The organism is Singulisphaera sp. GP187 (assembly GCF_900129635.1).
Lineage (GTDB): Bacteria > Planctomycetota > Planctomycetia > Isosphaerales > Isosphaeraceae > Singulisphaera.
On the sequence record NZ_FSRB01000002.1, the window covers coordinates 2,070,016 to 2,088,355 of the forward strand.

16 protein-coding genes and 1 tRNA gene are annotated in these 18,340 nt (G+C 61.1%); 8 read left to right on the forward strand and 9 right to left on the reverse strand.

Annotated features, from left to right (window positions below):
* Positions 1 to 120: 120 nt before the first annotated feature.
* From BUS42_RS32575 to BUS42_RS32585, 3 genes are all read left to right on the forward strand, one after another.
* Positions 121 to 933 carry an enoyl-ACP reductase FabI gene (locus BUS42_RS32575; RefSeq protein ID WP_074315586.1) on the forward strand — a complete coding sequence of 271 codons (813 nt, stop codon included), beginning with the start codon at positions 121 to 123 and terminating at the stop codon, positions 931 to 933.
* 69 nt (positions 934 to 1,002) lie between these two features.
* Complete coding sequence (locus BUS42_RS32580; RefSeq protein WP_254053938.1) at positions 1,003 to 1,380, forward strand: (deoxy)nucleoside triphosphate pyrophosphohydrolase; 378 nt, start codon at positions 1,003 to 1,005, stop codon at positions 1,378 to 1,380.
* Between the two features lie 45 nt (positions 1,381 to 1,425).
* Positions 1,426 to 2,088, forward strand: a complete 663-nt coding sequence (locus BUS42_RS32585) for a hypothetical protein (RefSeq protein ID WP_074314083.1) — start codon at positions 1,426 to 1,428, stop codon at positions 2,086 to 2,088.
* Between the two features lie 150 nt (positions 2,089 to 2,238).
* Here the strand turns inward: BUS42_RS32585 and BUS42_RS32590 are convergent, their stop codons facing one another.
* The 4 genes from BUS42_RS32590 to BUS42_RS32605 all read right to left on the reverse strand — a co-directional run bounded on the left by BUS42_RS32590 (position 2,239) and on the right by BUS42_RS32605 (position 5,332).
* Positions 2,239 to 2,853 (reverse strand): ATP-dependent Clp protease proteolytic subunit, encoded by a 615-nt coding sequence (locus BUS42_RS32590; RefSeq protein WP_074314085.1) that lies wholly within the window; start codon positions 2,851 to 2,853, stop codon positions 2,239 to 2,241.
* 25 nt (positions 2,854 to 2,878) lie between these two features.
* Entirely contained in the window at positions 2,879 to 3,523 is a 645-nt protein-coding gene (locus BUS42_RS32595; RefSeq protein ID WP_074314087.1) for a ClpP family protease, read from the reverse strand.
* A 116-nt stretch (positions 3,524 to 3,639) separates the two neighbouring features.
* On the reverse strand, positions 3,640 to 5,151 hold the full coding sequence (gene tig, locus BUS42_RS32600) for a trigger factor (RefSeq protein ID WP_074314089.1): 1,512 nt from the start codon (positions 5,149 to 5,151) through the stop codon (positions 3,640 to 3,642).
* 109 nt (positions 5,152 to 5,260) lie between these two features.
* Positions 5,261 to 5,332 (reverse strand) — tRNA-Gly (locus BUS42_RS32605).
* 485 nt (positions 5,333 to 5,817) lie between these two features.
* Here BUS42_RS32605 and BUS42_RS32610 point away from each other — a divergent pair.
* Complete coding sequence (locus BUS42_RS32610; protein WP_074314091.1) at positions 5,818 to 6,423, forward strand: FHA domain-containing protein; 606 nt, start codon at positions 5,818 to 5,820, stop codon at positions 6,421 to 6,423.
* 342 nt (positions 6,424 to 6,765) lie between these two features.
* Entirely contained in the window at positions 6,766 to 7,578 is an 813-nt protein-coding gene (locus BUS42_RS32615) for a helix-turn-helix domain-containing protein (protein WP_074314093.1), read from the forward strand.
* Between the two features lie 42 nt (positions 7,579 to 7,620).
* On the opposite strand, the gene BUS42_RS32620 is transcribed toward BUS42_RS32615, so the two are convergent.
* The gene (locus BUS42_RS32620; RefSeq protein WP_074315588.1) at positions 7,621 to 7,932 is read right to left on the reverse strand and encodes a P-II family nitrogen regulator; all 312 of its coding nucleotides are present in this window, start codon (positions 7,930 to 7,932) and stop codon (positions 7,621 to 7,623) included.
* 194 nt (positions 7,933 to 8,126) lie between these two features.
* Between BUS42_RS32620 and BUS42_RS32625 the strand changes: the two genes are divergently transcribed.
* Positions 8,127 to 8,843 (forward strand): hypothetical protein, encoded by a 717-nt coding sequence (locus BUS42_RS32625; RefSeq protein WP_074314095.1) that lies wholly within the window; start codon positions 8,127 to 8,129, stop codon positions 8,841 to 8,843.
* A 42-nt stretch (positions 8,844 to 8,885) separates the two neighbouring features.
* Here BUS42_RS32625 and BUS42_RS32630 read toward each other — a convergent pair whose 3' ends face one another.
* Together BUS42_RS32630 and BUS42_RS32635 are read right to left on the reverse strand one after the other, a co-directional pair.
* Complete coding sequence (locus BUS42_RS32630) at positions 8,886 to 9,098, reverse strand: carbon storage regulator (RefSeq protein WP_074314097.1); 213 nt, start codon at positions 9,096 to 9,098, stop codon at positions 8,886 to 8,888.
* A gap of 424 nt (positions 9,099 to 9,522) precedes the next feature.
* Positions 9,523 to 12,198 (reverse strand): MGH1-like glycoside hydrolase domain-containing protein, encoded by a 2,676-nt coding sequence (locus BUS42_RS32635; protein ID WP_074314099.1) that lies wholly within the window; start codon positions 12,196 to 12,198, stop codon positions 9,523 to 9,525.
* A 409-nt stretch (positions 12,199 to 12,607) separates the two neighbouring features.
* Between BUS42_RS32635 and BUS42_RS32640 the strand changes: the two genes are divergently transcribed.
* Positions 12,608 to 14,341, forward strand: a complete 1,734-nt coding sequence (locus BUS42_RS32640; RefSeq protein ID WP_074315590.1) for a TolC family protein — start codon at positions 12,608 to 12,610, stop codon at positions 14,339 to 14,341.
* A gap of 173 nt (positions 14,342 to 14,514) precedes the next feature.
* Positions 14,515 to 16,110: a TolC family protein gene (locus tag BUS42_RS32645; protein ID WP_254053939.1), complete on the forward strand. Its 1,596-nt coding sequence runs from the start codon at positions 14,515 to 14,517 to the stop codon at positions 16,108 to 16,110.
* 33 nt (positions 16,111 to 16,143) lie between these two features.
* On the opposite strand, the gene BUS42_RS32650 is transcribed toward BUS42_RS32645, so the two are convergent.
* Positions 16,144 to 17,079: a dockerin type I domain-containing protein gene (locus BUS42_RS32650; protein WP_074314103.1), complete on the reverse strand. Its 936-nt coding sequence runs from the start codon at positions 17,077 to 17,079 to the stop codon at positions 16,144 to 16,146.
* Positions 17,080 to 17,328: 249 nt separating this feature from the next.
* Positions 17,329 to 18,321, reverse strand: coding sequence for a glucokinase (gene glk / locus BUS42_RS32655; RefSeq protein WP_074314105.1), 993 nt, complete (start codon positions 18,319 to 18,321; stop codon positions 17,329 to 17,331).
* Positions 18,322 to 18,340: the final 19 nt, after the last annotated feature.

Genomic DNA, 18,340 nt, shown 5'->3' on the forward strand with positions numbered 1-18,340 from the left:
TGGGCAAAGTCCGGTTGAGTGGTCGAATTTCTCCGTGTATCCTGGGCAACGCTAGACGTGCGATCGCTCCGGTTCAAAACGTTTGTCACAACGCGCATTCCACGCGAAGGGGTCCCGCTGATGGGCTTGTTCTCTGGGAAAAAGGGACTTGTGCTGGGAGTCGCCAATGACTTCAGCATCGCCTGGGCGATCAGTCAGAAATTGCTGGCCGAAGGGGCGGAGATCGGCTTCACCCACTTGCCCGGCGATAAGATGGAGCGACGCGTTCGCAAACTTGCGGACCCGATTGGCGCGAAACTGATCACGCCGTGCGACGTCCAGAAGGATGAGGATGTCGCTCGCGTTTTCGAAGAAGCCCGCCAGACTTACGGTGCGCTCGATTTCGTGCTGCATTCGATCGCGTTCGCGCCGATTGATGACATCAAGTGCAACTATGTGAACGCGAGCCGCGAAGGGTTCAAGACGGCCATGGAGATCAGCGTGTACTCGCTGGCCATCGTCGCCCGGCATGCCGCCGAATCCATGCCCAACGGCGGGTCGATTGCGACCATGACGTATTACGGGGGCGAACGGGTCGTCTCCGGCTACAACCTCATGGGGGTCTGTAAGGCCGCGCTCGACGCTTCGGTCCGCTACCTTGCTTACGACCTGGGTCCGAAGAAGATTCGAGTGAACGGTCTTTCCGCCGGACCGGTCAAGACGCTGGCCGCCTCGGCGGTGGGTGATGCCGATAAGCTTGCCGGCCTCTACGAAGCGGTCTCGCCGCTCGGGCGAAACATTACGCGCGAAGAGGTGGGGAACTCGGGCATGTTCCTGCTTTCCGACCTGTCGAGCGGGATCACCGGCGAGATTCTCCACGTCGATTGCGGCTACAATGTCATGGGTTCTCCGGGACGAGCCATTGAGGCGGCCAAAGCGGGCGCTTCGATCTGAGTGCACCATAAATCCATGATTCGCAGCGAACCCGAGACTGAGAAACCGATTGTCGTGGGAATCGGGCTGATGGCTCGCGACGGCAGGTACTTGATCCGTCAACGCCCGCCGGGCGCAGCCATGGCGGGCGTCTGGGAATTTCCCGGTGGCAAGTGCGAACCCGGCGAGACCCCGGAGCAGGCGACCGTTCGCGAGTGCCGCGAAGAGACCGGCCTCGCGACGATCGCGGGCCGGCTTCGGCGGCGGTTGGTTCACCGTTATCCGCATGCCTGGGTCGAGCTTTTCTACTTCGATTGCACGACGGCCGATCCCGCTGCCGAGCCGCGGCCCGAGACCGGATTTCGCTGGGTTGAGGCGCGTGCTCTCCTTGCGCTGACGTTCCCGGGCGCCAACGAGCCGATCCTCGAGGAATTGTCGAACGAGGCTGGTCGGACGGATCCGACCTGAGTCGCCTCGATCGGGTACCAATGACCGTGTCCGACGAGGAGTGCCATGCTTTCCCAATGGCATTACGCCTTCTCCGTGGGGCTCCTGGCACTCTATCTACTCATCTTGGCCAGGTGGCACGGCGGCCGATCCCCGCGGGTGGTGTCGGGCCCCGCCGATTTTGCATTCTTGACCTTCGGTCTGGGTGGGTTAGTGCTTTTCGGTCCGATCGGCCAAGCGCTTGCCAAAATCTTCTTCGTCAGACCGAATGCGCTCGACTGGTTGGCGCTCGCCTCGGGGATGACGCTGGCGGCGCTCCTTGTCTCCCGACGCGCCTGGCGACGTTTGTTGGTCTATCACGTCGACGCCGCGACCTTGGAGCGCGCACTCGATGACATTCTCACCCATGCTGCCGGCCGATTCGTTCGGACGATCCACGGCTTCGAGGATCCGGTCCAGCGGAGGGGAATTCGAGTTGAGGCGTCATCGCGCTGGATGACCGCGTCGATCGAAGCGTACGGTCATGAGCCTGAACGAATGATCCAGATGCTCGAGGGCCGGCTCGAAGATCGATTACGGACGATGGTGCCACCCGCTTCGAAGGTTGGCGGACTCTTCCTCGTGGGATCGGCGTTGACCTTGCTCCTGGCCATCGGCGGTTGGCTTCTCACCCAACCGCAAACGCTCGCCATGCTGCGTGGCTTGCTGGAACGACTCCCCGGAGGATGAGAGGATCCGACGGGAATCGTATCGATCGAGGTGGAGGTGGAGGTGGAGGTGGAGGTGGAGGTGGAGAGGATCACAGGGGACCAAAAAAATGGGACGCCTCAAAGAGGCGTCCCATTCACAATACGATTCCTGGTTCAGTTCAGGAAAACTTCAAGGGATCGGGTTCGGATTCAGAGGAATCGCCGGCTCACGATCGACCACGTTATCGATGAGTCCGTAAGCACGTGACTCTTCGGGCGACATGAATCGGTCGCGATCGGTATCTTCCTGCAGCTTCTCCAGGGTCTGCCCAGTGTGCTTCTGGTAGATCTGGTTGAGCTGCTTCTTCATCCTGAGGAATTCTTCGGCGTGGATCAGGATGTCGGTGGCTGTTCCTTCCATGCCCGCGAGGGGCTGGTGGATCATGATCCGACCGTGCGGCAAGGCGTTGCGCTTACCCTTGGCGCCCGCGGCGAGCAGGAGCGAGCCCATGCTCGCGCACTGGCCGATGCAGTAAGTCGCCACGTCGCAGGACACCCACTGCATGGTGTCGTAGATCGCCATGCCGGCGGTGACGCTCCCGCCCGGGCTATTGATATAAAGGTGGATGTCGGCCTTGGCATCCTGGTGCGCCAGGACCAACATCTGGGCGACGATCAGGTTCGACACATTGTCGTCAATCGCCGAACCGAGGATGATGATGCGATCTTGAAGCAGGCGGGAGTAAATATCCATCGCCCGTTCTTCGCGACCGCTTCGCTCGATCACGATCGGAATCAGTGGCATGTGATCATCTCTTTCCAGGGGGTAATCACGAGTTAGCGGCCGGAGGCGTTTGCGCCTTCAGCTCGCCACTGGGAATGTGGCCCACAACTTCGTCCACCATCCCGTATTCCTTGGCCTGCAGCGCGGTCAGATAACGGTCGCGTTCGGTGTCCTTCGCGACCGTCTCGTAGGTCTGACCGGTGTGCTTGGCAAGAATCTCGTTGATATCCTTCTTACTGTTCACGATCTCCTGGGCCTGGATCTCGATGTCGGAGATCTGCCCACCCACCTGGCCGTAAGGCTGGTGGATCATGACTTTGGAGTGAGGCAAGGCATAGCGTCTGCCTTTGGCCCCTCCGGCCAGGAGAACGGCAGCTCCCGAGGCTGCCATGCCGATGCAATAGGTCGCGACCGGGCAGTCAATGAACTGCATCGTGTCGTAGATAGCGAGCGTGCTACTGACGCTCCCACCGGGGCTATTGATGTAGAAGCTGATCCCCTGCGTCCGGTTCTCGAACTGGAGGAACAAGAACTTCATCACCGCGGAGTTCGCGACGGCGTCATTGATGACGCCCTCGAGAAAGATGATCCGGTTCTCGAGCAACAGATCGCCCAGGGTCATCTGCCGCTGTCGCGCATAGTCGCGATAACGTTGAATCGTCGGCTGCGCGAGCGTGTGTTCGGCGTACATGGGAAGCAGTCCTTCAGGATCAAGGGCTCGAACCGCCGCGAACGATGTCGAGCGAACCTGACAATCATTCGAGTCGAGTCAAGAGTGGAGCCGGACGGCCGGGGCAAACCGGACCGTTAGCTCTCGTCCTTCGAGCCGGCGGTGCTCCCGTCTTCAGTCGCCGCATCGTCCGCTTCAGAAGCGGTGAGTGAGGACGCGCTTTGGTCCAGCGTCTCCACAGCCTGCTGCTCGACGTGAGGAACTTCTTCGTAGGTCACGTAATCGAGGATCCGGTCGAGTGCTTTTCGCTCGAGGATTTGCGAAGCGAGCGCGTCGCCAAGCCCGTCCTTCTCGATCTTCGCCCGAACCCGGCGAGGACTCTCGTCGGTCCGTGCGGCAATCGCCTCGATCTCCAACTCGAAATCTTCGTCCTCGACCGAGATGTCTTCTGCCTCGGCGATCTTGGCGAGAATGAAGAACTCTTGAAGTCCGCGAAGCGTGGACTCGTGGGCATTGGCTCGGATCTCGGCCTCGCGAGCCCGGATCTCGTTCTCGTTCAGTCCTTCCTGCCTCATGTCGAGGATCAGGCGACGCAGCGTGGCTTTCTCTTGGCGATTGACGAGGTCGCCGGGAAGATCGAAGGGAGTTTCCTTGATCAACTGTTCGAGAATCTCACGGCGAACGGCCTGACGCTGCTGCAAGGCCAGACGACGCTCGAGAATCTCACGCAACGCCTCACGCAGTTCGTCTTCCGTGTCGAAACCGAGTCCCGACAGGAAGACGTGATCGACTTCAGGAAGTCGGAGTTGCTTGAGGTCGTGGACCTGGAAGGTCACTTGAATGTTCTGGCCGCGAAGGGTGGGGTCAACCGAGCCGGAGCCGATCTTGGCGTCGGCGTCTCGCGACTCACCCGGCTTGACGCCCACCAGGCTTTCGCCGATCTTGGGCACCGAACCGTCCTGGAACCGGAGCTCCGGCTGAAGCCGGAACTGGATTTCCTTGACTTCGTTGAGGGTTTCCCCATCGCGATGGAACCGAAGGTCAGCCGTGACGAAATCACCGATCTCCGCTCCGCCCTCAAGCTTCGGCACCATCTGAGCGTGTCGCTCGAGGAAAAGCTTGAGCTGGGCGTCGACGTCGCCATCGGCAATCGTCTTGACCGGCCGCTTGACCGTAAGGGCCTTGTAGGCGGGCAACGCGAAGTCAGGACGAACCTCAAGGTCCATCTCAAACATCATCGGCCCGTCGTCGGGGAGTTCAATCGCCTCGACGTCGAGCTGGGGTTGTGTGATCGGATTGAGTTTGTAGTCTTCGTCGATTTGCTCGAGACAAGCCATCAGCAGAGTGCTCTTAACCTGCTCGGCGACCTGCTTCCGGAACCGCTTTTGAACAAGCTGTTTCGGAGCGCGACCGGGACGGAAGCCGGGGACGGCTGCCTCCCGAGTCATGGTCCCAATCGACTCATTGAATTGACGGTCGATCTCGGGACGTGCGACGACGACCTTCAAGTGCTTCTTGCAAGGGCCGACATCAGCGATCTGGACGTCGAGATCGAGCTTCCGCTTGACCGCGTCGACCTCAGCATGCTGAGACGCGTCGGCGGTCGTTACGGGCGATTCTTGGTCGTGCTCGTGCTCGCCAGTGCTCATCAAACAGGCCTTCCTCGGAATTCGCCAGGCTGGGATGACTTGGTCCGCCATCACGCACCCGACGCGTTCCGAGCGTAAGCCGCCAGCCTCTCGATAGCAATCGTGAAAGAGCGGGAGATGGGATTTGAACCCACGACAACCACGTTGGCAACGTGGCGCTCTACCCCTGAGCTACTCCCGCTACGCTCTCAATCGGAACAAATCAAATTCAGAGTCATGTTGACTCGTTTTCGTTTTGTTTCGACCTCACTCGGCCGGCGTGACTTAGTATAGCAGGCCGAGTCAGACTTTCAATCCCACTTGAAACGATTTTTTTCGATCGTTTCGGCTCTCATTCCGGTCCGTCGTGGCTTCGCCAGGGCGGCGAGGCTTAGTATAGACTGGCGAGGCGAGATTTCAATCTCAGTTGAAGCGATTTTTTGAGGATCGTTTCGACTCGTTTCGGCCCGGCTTGGCTTCACCCGACCGGCGAGACCTAGTATAGACGGACGAGGCGGGATTTCAATACGGCTCTCCCGAAATCGGCGGAAATCGATTCCGCCCCGGGGAACCAGGACCGGGGTTGAAATTCATTTGCGTGCCGGCCCGCCACGGTATAGCCTAGATTTACCTTTCGCCACGCGGTTCTCAATGCCCTCCCGGCGGATTCCGTTAGGATTCTCGAACATGGATTTCCAACTCTTAATCGTCCGTGGCCGCGGGGCCTCGACGACAGTGAAACTTGCTGACGGTGTCACCACCGTCGGTCGTCAAGACGATTGCCAGCTCCGTATCAAGTCCTCGCAAGTGAGCCGCAAGCACTGCGAATTGTTTGAGAAGAAGGGACTGTTGCTGGTCAAAGACCTTGGAAGCTCCAATGGCACGTTCGTCAACGGCAAGCGGATTCAAGAACAGCGCGTGCTGGAACCGGGCGATGAATTGAGCATTGGCCAGCTTCTCTTTAAGGTGGCCAAGGTCGGCGAAGCTCCTCCCAAGGCCCCGACCGCCCCACCTCTGAAGCCGGGCGATACGGCGGTTGTCGAGGCGATCCCGGCCGTCGAAGACGACGAATTTGAAATCGAGTTCGACGTGGACGTTCCCTCCGTCGAGACGATTCCCACCGTGGACGAGGTCGCAAGCGCTCCGGCGGACCCAGAACTCGAAGCGAAAACCGAACCGAAACCGAAGCCTGAACCGACTCCTCCATCCCGGACGCCCGCCGAACCGGATAAGCTACTCGGCGATGATGCGATTGCGGATTTTCTGCTCGATATCAAATTTGACGAGGATTGACTCCCGTGCCCTTGCGAGGTCGTGACGACGCATAAGAACCTGGGCCTCGTCACGATTTCCCCGCCTCGCAGACCCGATCCAAGGGGTCGAAGGGTACTTTCCCTGCCTCCCCATCGACTCCTTCGCCTGCCCTCGGTACGCCCCTCGAACTTGCGCCCTTTCCCGTTCTCGAGTTCAAACCTCGACACGGTCCGCGTTGCCTGAACGCAACCCGAGGGGGAATGCAATTGATTTTGAATTAAGATCGCCATATAAGGCTATCAGTAGCGATTGAGGATTGAGGTCCCGGCGACGTCGGCGGGAATCGACCCTGGTGAGGCTTGACACGAAAAGGTTGATATCATGGCCCGTCGTAAGACGTTGCCCGACTTGGTCAAAACCAAGTACTCGTTGGCGGAACGGCTCAGTCGGCTTCGTGCCGAGTTGTTTGGAGACCGGGGTGGGCCAGAGTTGGCACGCCGGTTGGGGATCCCGGTTCGTACTTGGTACAACTACGAGGCGGGGGTGACGGTCCCGGCTGAAGTCGTGCTCAGGATCATCGAGTTGACCGCGGTCGAGCCGATGTGGTTGCTGCACGGCAAGGGCGCCAAGTTTCGCCCGAAACCGATCGAAGACTTTGAGTTGCCGCTGAATTCCGAACGGTCGGTCGGTTCCTTGCTCAGGACGGCGCTTCAGATCCTCGAACGCGGGGAACAGACCAAGCGGCCGGTCGCGAACCGAGTCCATGACGATTCGGAGGAGCAGTCCGACGCGTCCGACGATGTCGTGTTCGTCGATGCCAGTGACGCGAGTCTCGAGCCGTTGACGAGGGCGTCGGGTTCACGCTTCCACGCGGCGCAAGCGGAGTGGCTCGAAGCCGAGGAGGAAGGGCGGCGGATTCTCAACAAAGGCGAGGCGATGAGCCCGATCGTCGCCGAAGGCGCCAGCGTCGTCTTCGCGAGTTCGGAGGAGGATCCGGCCACGCTCGACGGCAAGCTTGTGGTCGCCTGGGTGGAAGGAACGCCCGAGATCCGTTGGTTCGAGGTCCAGGGTGATCACGCCCTGCTGCGCGCCGAGTCACCCGAAGCAGAGTCGTACCAAGTGTCGCTCGACGCCGAAGGGGTGTCGGAGGACGATCGAATCCGTCGGGTCCTCTGGATCCGGACTCCGCACTGATCCGCATCCTGATCCTGATCAATGGACCCTGGCCTCCGCTTCTCAAAAGTTCGGAGCGGAGTCGAGACAAGGAAGAATCATGATTTTACCATCTCCCATTCGGCCGGTTCGCGCCTGGGAGACGATCAGCTTGACCGCCGTGGCCACGTCATCGTCGTGTACGAACAGTGTGATCTCAACCTTGGGGAGGAACGACGCGTTATATTCGCTCCCGAGATAACGATGGAGCCGGTTCTTCTGACGGCCATAACCCATGGCTTCGCGGACCGTTCCGCCCAGAATTTCAATGGACTCTAGCGCTGCCAAGACCGCCTGGGCGCGGAACGGCTTTACCAAGGCGATGATTTGAACCAACCGAACTCCCTCCATCGCAGACTCGAATCGTGGAACTCACTCGCTCGGGAGCCCTGGCCCGGAGTGGCACGCTCGGCGTTCCATCCCACACCGAATCGGAACGCTTGACAAGCCTCCATGTCCGGGTGAAAGTGGAAGTTCGTTGAGCGAGTTGAAGCTTGCGCGAATTCAATTGCGGCCGTAAGAGGTGATCCATGCGACGGGTGCTGGCGATGTTGGCAACGATGGCACTCTTGATGATCGGAGGTTGCGGCAGCAAGAGTTATGAACTCCGGCTCGCCGAAACCCTCGAAAACATCAAGTATCAGGATCGCCTCAATAAACTGCTGACGCCCGCGTTGACCAAGGGCAAGTGGGAAGAGTTATCCATTTACCTGCGGCCACCCAAGAAACTTGCGCAGACCAAGGCGTGGATGCTGGTCGAGACCGAACCGGGCAAGTTCGATCAAGAAGCCAGCTTTGACGAGCCCAAGAAACAGAACATGCATGTCCTGGCGCGAGTCAAGCGGGCCAAGACCCCGGGCAAGAAGGCGGTCCCCTCGCCGGCCGACACGGTCGATCGCACCAACTTCAACGGCGACGTGCTCGCGATTTTGAACGAGTTCTACAAGCCTCCCGAAGAATTGACCATCACCAAGTTCAAAACCGAAACCAAGAAGAAGAACGACTTTAAATTTCACAGCATGACGGTCAACGACAAAAGTGTGAAGATTTATCTCTACAAGAAAGAACCGTACGAAGTGGCCTTGATCTTTGAATACCCCAAGAGCGAAGAGGCGGATCTGTATTCGAAGATCGGACTCTGCCTCGAGTCGTTCGCCGTCGGGGATAGGGCCCGTCGGTTCTTCGGTGGCGCGACGAGCGAGGCGGAAGCGAGTGGCGAGGCCGGACCGAGCGGAGTGGCCTTCTGACCTCCGCACCAGTCACCTTTCCCGAAACCCGAGCTCCCAGCCTTAGCGTTTGGGCCGCCCTGTCCGAGTGACGGGAGCGGCCTCTTTCGTTCCCTTCTCGACGCGTGGTTCGAGCAATTCTTCCCGGAGCACCATCACCTCGCTCGGGGCCTCGATCCCAAGTCGCACTTGCCCCCCCTCTAACTTCACGACGGTGATCCGGATGTCGGATCCAATCACGATCTGCTCCATTCGCTTTCGACTGAGAACCAGCATTCCAGCCTCCCTGCCATGGCCTCGCCAACTCGGTTTTACCCTATCCGTCGAACCTGACTCTGCCAATACGATCGAGAAGTCGGAACGTTCACCGACAATCACGCCGCGTTTCGAATGACCGACTGCAAGCCCGAAGTTCTTGGAAATGGTTCGACCCTGTCACGCGCCCTCAGCCCTTGCCTTGAGAGCGACCGTTCGACGCAACACTTTGCCAGGCTGCTGTTTGAGGGGCGTGCTCGGTCTACGGCGGGCGCCGGATACCAACCGCAAAGGGATCGACCGGCTCCCAAACTCGGACCGAGTTTGGGGAACGTAACGTTTTGTAGAATCGGCTTCCCGACCTCGGGAAAGTACGAGGCGATCAGCCGGCAGGGAGGGTGGGTTCGGCGCGGCCTGACCGTTTCTTTTTTATCTCAGAACCCGTCTATCGGCGCCATTCGTCGATGAGCGAGGCGACGAGCGCCGTCCAGCCGGTCTGGTGCGACGCTCCGAGCCCGGTGCCATTGTCTCCGTGGAAGTACTCGTAGAAGAGAATGAGGTCACGCCAGTGCGGGTCGTCCTGAAATTTTTGGGAGTTGCCGAAGACCGGTCGTCGGCCTGACCCATCACGGGCGAAGACGCGAATCTGTCGTTCGGCGATTTCGCGGGCCAGGTCGTTGAACGGGAGTGAGGCGTCTCCAGGGTGCGCGGCGGGACAGCCGAGTTTTTCTCCGAACGCCTTCCCGAGTTTGCGGAGTGACTCGATCAGCAGGAATCCGGTGGGAAACCAGATCGGTCCTCTCCAGTTCGAGTTGCCCCCTTTGATCTTGTCGATCGACTCGGCCGGCTCATACCGGACTACGCTCCCATTGAACTCGAACGGATGCGACTCGTGCGCTTTCGAGAGGCTCCGGACGCCGTAATCCGAGAGAAACTCATCGGGATCGCGAATCCGCGCGGTCATCCGCCGGAGTTGATCCTGATTGAGGATCGTAAGCGCGTGTGTGACTTGCCCGTTGCGCTCAACGGTATGGACCACACTCTGAGCCAGTTTCGCGCGGTTCTTCATGAACCAGTCGAAGTTCTCTCGAAACTCCTTGAACGGTTCGATCCAGGCGACCTCCAGCCGCTCCACCGCGAAGAGGGGAATGAGGCCAACCAGCGAGCGGACGCGAAACTTGCGGTAGCGACCGTCAGGATAGAGCAAGACGTCGTAGAAAAAGCCGTCCTCCTCATCCCAGAGCTGATAGTCGCGGTTCCCCATGTGCTTCATGGCCGCGGCGACATAAATGTAATGTTGGAAATATTTCGATGCCAATGCTTCGTAGACGCGATCTTCCTTGGCCAGCTCCAGCGCGATTCTCATGAGGACTAGGCAGAACATTCCCATCCAGCCGGTGGCATCCGATTGCTCGAGGCGTGAGCCGTCCATGCACCGTGTGCTCCGGTCGACGACGGTGATATTGTCGAGCCCAAGAAATCCGCCTTCGAAGATATTGTTTCCCTTGCTGTCGACCTTGTTGATCCACCAGGTGAAGTTGATCAAGAGCTTGTGGAAGCAGCGTTCGAGGAAATCGCGATCTGCTTTGCCGGAGCGAATCCGGTCCATGTTGTAGACCCGCCAGACGGCCCACGCATGAACGGGCGGGTTGAGGTCGGAGAACTCCCACTCGTAGGCGGGGATCTGGCCGTTGGGATGCTGAAATTGCTCGAAGAGCAAGAGCCAGAGCTGGTGCTTGGCGAACTCACCGTCGACGAGCGCGAACACGACGCATTGGAATGCGAGATCCCAGGCCGCGAACCAAGGGTACTCCCACTTATCCGGGACGGTCATCACCCGGAGTGAATTCAGGTGCCGCCAGTGCTCGTTGCGGATCGTCTTGCGCGAGGCGGGGGGAGGCACGTTCGGGTTGTCGCCGTCGAGCCAAACGTCGACGTCGAACAGGTACGATTGCTTGCTCCAGAGGAGGGATGACAACGCTTGGCGCTGAATGAGTCGTTCGTCGGCCGTCGCCTTGGGCGGGTAGAGCGTCTCGTAGTAGTCGTCGGCCTCGCGGCGGCGGAGCGCGACCGTGCGCTCAACCTGGTCGAGAGGCTGGTTCAGGCCGGGTGTATCGGTCAGGCGGAAGCGAAGGACCACCGACTCCGAGGGTGCAACCGCCTCGAAGCGGTAATGGACGGCCGCCTTTGTCCCAATCTGAAGCGGGTTCGTGCAGGGATCGCCATCGATCAGCGACCGGTGAAACGCGTCTTTGACGAAGGGCTTCCGGTTCGCGTGCCCCGGCCCGAAGACGCGAGGCATGTTCGTTTCATTGTCGGTAAATAAGGGGGTTCCGCCTCCGGGTGCATGGAAGAAGCGCGTGCCGAGGCGATAGGTCACCGGGATTGAGCTCTGCGGCTCAAGCTCGGAATCGTCCGAGATGAGACAGAGGTCCGCGGATTCGTCGAGCACCATCCGAATTTTTGGCTCGGGGCCAGGACGAGGACCCCAAGCCCAGGTGTTCCGAAACCAGAGGTGAGGAAGGATGTGCAAGGGAGCCGGGCTTGACCCGCGGTTGATCGCCTCAATGCGAATACAAATGTCTTCGGAATTGAATTTCGCATACTCAATCGTAATGTCGAAATAGGCATTGTCGTCGAAGACGCCGGTGTCCAGCAGCTCAAACTCAGGCTCCGACGTGGATCGACGGCGGTTCTCCTTGATGAGACGCTCGTAGGGGAATTCTCGTTGCGGGTACTTGTAGAGGAAACGCATGTAAGAATGCGTGGGAGTGCAGTCAAGGTGGAAGTAGTACTCCTTGACGTCTTCGCCGTGATTGCCTTCGGGTGAGGAGAGGCCGAACAGACGTTCCTTGAGGATCGGGTCGCGGCTGTTCCAGAAGGCGGGGGCGAACACGAGAATTTGATAGCGGTCGCAGATTCCGGCGATCCCGTCCTCGCCCCAGCGGAAGGCCTTGCTTCGCGCCAGGTCGTGAGGCAGGTAGTCCCATGCGTCACCGTTTGCGCTATAGTCTTCGCGAACGGTCGCCCAAGCCCGATCGCTGACGTAGGGTCCCCAGCGACGCCACCCCGTGGCATCGTCCCGACTGTCTTGGAGCCGCTCGTGTTCTTTGCTTGCCATGGACTTTGAATTCACACGCCGACCGAAGAGGGGAGACTCGGCAAGGAGGACGCGAGTCGTTCGTCAACTGACTTGTTGTCTGCATGATAATCCGAGGCGAGGGAAGCGGGCGAGTCCCCACTGGTGCCTGCGACGGGTTCGTGGGCGAGGGGGAAGCCGGTTGGGGCGGTTCGGACTTCGTAACGCGACGACCTCCTGATCCTGGTTCATGGATCGGGAGGCGCTCGATCGTCCGACGGAGAAGCATGCTTCGGATCGAAGGCCAGCGAGGTCCTGGATCAAAAGTCCAAGATTAAGTCAAGCTTACCTAAGGCCTAACGGCTCAAGCGCACGAATCCCTATGGACGATACGATCGTTGAGAAAGTCCGCTCGGAGGGCTCCGACACGAGAGAGGTCTGGAGGATGAGAATGACAGGTCGGAAAAGAGGCAACTTCCTCCCCTGGAAACTTTTAGGGGTGGTACTGTTCATGAGTCCGTCGGCCGTCCCCGGTGCGGAACCTCTCGACTCGCCCGCCGCGATCGTGGCTCCGACCGGGCCGGCGAGCGAAGACTCGGGCCCGAGAGGGGCCACGGCGAGCATTCCCGCAACCAGGACCGCCTCGGCTGCCGAAACGCAGCTTCCCCTGTTGCTTCCGCCCGCGCCGACGATCTTGGACCCTGCGATTCGTCCGATCGACCTGAACACGGCGCTCCAGCTCGCGGGGGTGCAGAATCCCGACCTGCTGATCGCCCGCCAACGTGTGGTCGAGGCCGCTGCGCTGCGGCAGCTTGCGGCGGCTCAGTTCCTGCCGTCGATTAATCTCGGGATGAATTACGACACGCACACCGGCCCGGTGCAGCAGTCGAACGGGAATATCCTCTCGGTGAACCGGTCCTCCATTTACGTGGGCGCAGGTGCGAACGCCATCGGGGCCGGCACGGTCAACATCCCGGGAGTGGTCTTGAGCGGCAATGTCGCGACCGTGGTCTACGGCTACTTGGCGTCGAAGCAGGTGGTACGGCAACGCGAGTTCGCGAGCCTGGCGGTCCGCAATCAGGCGTTCCTCCAGACCACGCTCGCCTACTGTGGGTTGATGCGCGGTGAGGGAACACGGGCCGTCGCCATGCAGGTCCGTGACGATGCGCGCCGGGTCGCGCACCTGACGGCCGCCTATGCCGCTGCGGGCCAGGGGCGCAAGGCCGATGCCGATCGCGCGGCGACTGAGCTGGCGAAACGCGAGTCGGATTTTCTGGCCGCTGAGGGCGACGTGCTCACCTCGTCTGCTCGGCTCTGCGAGGTGCTCAACGTCGACCCGTCGATCCGGCTCCACCCGACCGACGCCTGGGTAACACCTCAACCGATCGTCCCCGACCCGATTCCCGTCTCGCAGTTGATTGCCCTGGCGTTGCTCCAGCGCCCCGAGTTGGGTGAGCGGCGCGCGGCGATCCGCGAGACGCTCTTGATGCTCGAAGGGTCGAAGGTTCTCCCCTTCTCACCGACGATCCTCGTCGGCTTCAGCGCGGGGGGCATGGGAGGCGGCAGTAACCTCGTCCGGCCCGTTTTCGGTGGTTTCGGCGGGCGAACCGACCTCGATGCCTATGCCTTCTGGACGATCCAGAACCTCGGCGTGGGAAACATGGCGATGATCAATCTGGCGCGAAGCCGGGTGGGCATCACGCGGTATCAGGAGGTCGCGGTTCTCGATCGGATTCGCGCGGAAGTGGCGGAAGCGTACGCCCGGACTCACGCCCGGTACGCCCAGATCGGCACCACGGAACAAGCGGTCCGTAGCGGAACCGAAGGCTTCCGTGCCGACCTCGTCCGACTCGAGAGCACGGTGGGCCTGCCGATCGAGTTGCTCGATAGCATGAGGCTTTTGGCTCGCGCCCGCTACGAGTACCTGGCCGCGATCGTCGACTACAACGAGGCCCAGTTCGCGCTCTATGTGGCGTTAGGACAACCTCCGGCGAATGCGCTGGCTCGTCCGGTCCCCACCGCCGGCGTTGTTCCCACGGGCGATCCGATTCCGACTCCCGCGAACCCGGAGGGCCAGCCCCGTCCGGAACCGTTGCCGAACCGACCCGCAAATGGAGTCACACTGGCCCCGACTGCCGCCAATAGCCGTCCGCCCGGTCTGCCGCCGACTCAGGCGGGTCGTTGATCGTGGCGAAACACGGAACGGAGGGCACCAGAATGTTGACCGACTCACGATCGCGAACCATCTCCTTGCGGAAACGGTGGAGGCGAACCGCCAGCCTGACGACGCTGCTTTCGATCTTTGTTGCCAAATCGGGGGGATCGGCGGAGTCTGGGCTGGGAGCGATTCCTCTGCGAATGACCAAGACGACAAGCGCTCGGCCCGGGGGCGGGGCGAAGGACGCCTCCAAGCTCAACGCACCCCCCTTGTTCCTGCTGCCGACCTGGGGAGAGGCAACGGCCGAGGCCCAATCCCGACGGTCCACCCCCCGCGGTTCCACGCTCGATCCGAGACTCAGGACGACGACCTCGGCGGATCCCAATATCCCCGGGTTCGTCACCGCACCGGTCGTCCCACCACCGATTCAAACCTTCCCCGTCGACCTGACCACCGCGTTGCGGCTCGCCGAGGTGGAGAATCCCGAAATTGCCGAGGCTCGGCAGCGGATTTTCGAAGCCACCGCGCTTCGGCAGGCGGCCTACGCCCTGATGCTTCCGACGCTGAACGCGGGCCTCTCCTATCACGGACATGACGGGGACCTCCAGCGGTCTGCGGGGCATACGCTGGCGGTGTCGCAGCAGTTGGTTTACGTGGGCGGCGGAGCCGTCGCAACCGGATCCAATACCGTGGCAATCCCGGCGGTGATGATCGCCAGTCCCTTGACTGACGCCATTTTTGAGCCCCTGGCGGCGCGTCAGAATGTCACCCGTACCCAGTTTGCCGCCAGGGCGACCGCCAACTCCGTGCTCCTCGACGTCTCCACGCTCTATTTTGACCTGGTGGGGGCTGAGGCTGCACTCCAGTTGCGGCGTGAGACCGAGGCGGAGTCTAACGAAGCGGCTCGCCTTACGTCGGCTTACGCCAATTCGGGCCAGGGCTTCGTCTCGGATGCCGACCGTGCCGCCACGCTCTCCAAGTTGATCCACCGCGCGGTCGAGCAGAGCGAGGAGGAGGTTGCCGTTGCCTCCGCGCGACTCTCGAGGCGACTGCATCTCGATCCGGCCGTTCGGGTTCACCCGATTGTACCGGGCGTGGAGCCGATCAAGCTCATTGATGCGACCAGTCCGGTGGAGGAACTCGTTCGAGTGGCGCTCCAAGGTCGGCCGGAGATGGGCGCTCGGGCGGCGGCGATCGGTGTTGCGGAGACTCGACTGACTCAGGAAATCGCTCGTCCATTGCTACCGACGGTCTGGCTTGGATTCAGCGGCGGTGCGTTGGGGGGCGGAAGCAACCTGGTCCCGCCGTTGGTCGGTAACTTCGCGGGGCGGACCGACTTCGATGTCCGACTCTTCTGGACGTTCCAGAATCTCGGTTTAGGCAACCTGGCGCTCCAGAAACAGCGTCGGGCGACCATCGGCCAAGCGGTGGGCGAGCAATCACGGACGATCAATACGATCCGACGCGAGGTCGCCTCCTCGAAAGCGTTGGTCCTGACCACCCAGCAGCGGGTCGAGGCCACCAGGCATCAACTCGAGACCTCCGAGGCGGGGTTCCTCGCCGACCTCGACCGACTCCGAAACACGGTGGGCCGGCCGATCGAGTTGACGAATAGCCTGGAGTTGCTGGCGCAGGCGCGCATCGACCACCTTCGCGCGATCATTGAGAACAACCGGGCGCAGTTGCGTCTGTTCGTGTCCTTGGGATCGCCACCGCCCCTCGACCGACCCGGCACCGATCCGCTTCCGCCTGCACCGGTCGCCGCGCCCCCCCTGCCCTTGGTCCCCGTCCGCTGAGTGGACGAGGCCAAGGCCATTGTCGGGCTCGGGCTATTTGAGCCTCGAGCCGGGAGCGGCAAAGTCGAGCCAGTAGATGGGATAGACCCGGGTCACTTGCTGGCCATAAGGGTCGATGACCAGGAAGTTGTGATTCGTCAGCCCCTCTTTGTTGTGCACCTTGAGCGCGAAATTGCCTTGGGCATCGGTGGTGAGGATATCACCACGGAACGAAAAGTCGCCGACACCGCTATCGGTGAAGATGAACGAGCCCGGGGTCGTACGTCCCAGGATCGTGACGTCCTGGTGGTGCGTCTTGCCGCCGGACGTCTTGGGCGTCGGCCCTTTCGCCGCGTCTTCAGGCGCCAGGGTCAGGAAGACGCTGAGGGGAACCTTCGGCGTGAGCGGCTTGAGGTTGCGCAAAAGGAACTTGGCATCTCCTTGCCCGATCTGCCCGTTATGGTTGGCGTCGGCCGAAGCGAGATAGTTGGCGTTGCGAAATTTCGAGAGATAAGTGCTCTTGAACGCCTTCTGATCGGCGAGCGTGACTTGTCCGTCGCCGTTGACGTCTCCGGGGAGAGTCGCACTGAGCTGGAATCCGCCCGTCGTCCCCGCCCGCCCCGTGACGCCGGAACTGAGTGTCCCCGCCTGACCGGTGCGAATGTACGCGTGCGTTGGCGTGTGCCGGCCGAGCCCGGCCTGGATCCCTTGATGCACCACCAGTGGCTCGCCGCCAGGTCCGTGGGCGTGCCTGACAGCCGGAATCAACGAACTCCCGTCCTCCGGCCGAACCGACTCACCGATGAGGATCGAATGACGGCGGTTGATGTTTCGGGCCGAGACCGGGACCGAAACCTTGGTCGTCTCGTGCGGTGTTTGAACTTCGCCCTGGACGACGGCGAGCGTGTTGGAGGGAACGTCTGCGCTCAACGCAACGCGTGGTTCACAGGTCTCCACCAGTGGCCGAAATTGAGCCTTGGTCGAAGACAAGATCTCTCCTCCTTGAAGATGAAGGTTGAGGCATTCCAATCCCGTGGAACCGCCATCGGAGAGCTTGCGCTATGAATCGCCCCGGGTCCAACTCCGGGAGTCGGCCTTTTGTGGAGACGTATCAATTCTTCGCATTACGGACTGTGGTGGTCTCGCGCATGGCCGGTCATCCCCAGGTTTTTGTCGCGGTTTGCAACGAGCCCACCGGCCGGACGGGGGCAAACCGACATCCGGATCGAGCGCGGTTGGTTATTGCGTATGCAGACGTAACGAGTAATACGCGGCGCCGACCAGCGGCGCCTTGGGGTTGAGGGAGACGCGGACGTCCAGGTGCTGGAGGAACTCCGCGAATCTTCCCTTGGCGGAAAAGGCTTTCAAAAACTCGCCCCGCCGAAGGGCCGTCAAAATCTTGGGCGCGATCCCGCCACCAACGAAGACCCCTCCCACCGCCACGCTCCGCAGCGCGAGGTTCCCGGCCTCGGACCCGTAGATCGAACAAAAGAGGGCCACGGTTGCGGCCGAGAGCGGGTCAGTTCCCGCAATTCCGGCTTCGGAGATCCAGCGATTGGGGTCGCCGAGTTGGAATTTCTCGGTCAGTTCGGGAGCTTCGGCAAAACGCCCCGTGTCACGCAGAAAGGTGTAGATATTGGAAAATCCTGGGCCTGAGAGCACGCGTTCCCAGCTGACATGCCCGTGAAATTTCTCAGCGAGGTACTGGAGCAATTCGACCTCGATCGGGGACGCCGGCCCGAAATCGGCATGCCCCCCTTCCGATGCGATCGGATGAAACAGTTGGCCGTCCCAGTAGAGCATCGCCTCACCGAGCCCGGTGCCCGCCGCGATCAAGGCAAGATTCCCCTCCCGCGGGCCGGTTGCACCCGACTGCAGGACGCTCTGTTCGTCAGCACTGAGGTGGAGCATCCCGTAGGCTGCGGCCTCCAGGTCGTTGAGGAGCTTCACGTGGGGGATGCCCAGCTGTTCTTCCAACGCCCGCTCCTCGAGCTGCCAAGGTAGGTTTGTCGTGTGCGAACCGCCCGACACGACCATCCCGGCCACCCCAAAGCAAGCCGAGAGGACGGGCCCGGTCGTCCGCTCAGGCTGGAATTCCGTCAGGATTTGTTCGAAGGTTGCGTACGATTGACTTCGATAGGACTGTTCCCGCACTTGACGGAGTCCGCCATCCGCGGGATCAAAGAGGGCGAGGACGGTTTTCGTGCCGCCGATGTCACCAGCCAGGATCATCGAATCGACTCCTCCAGTT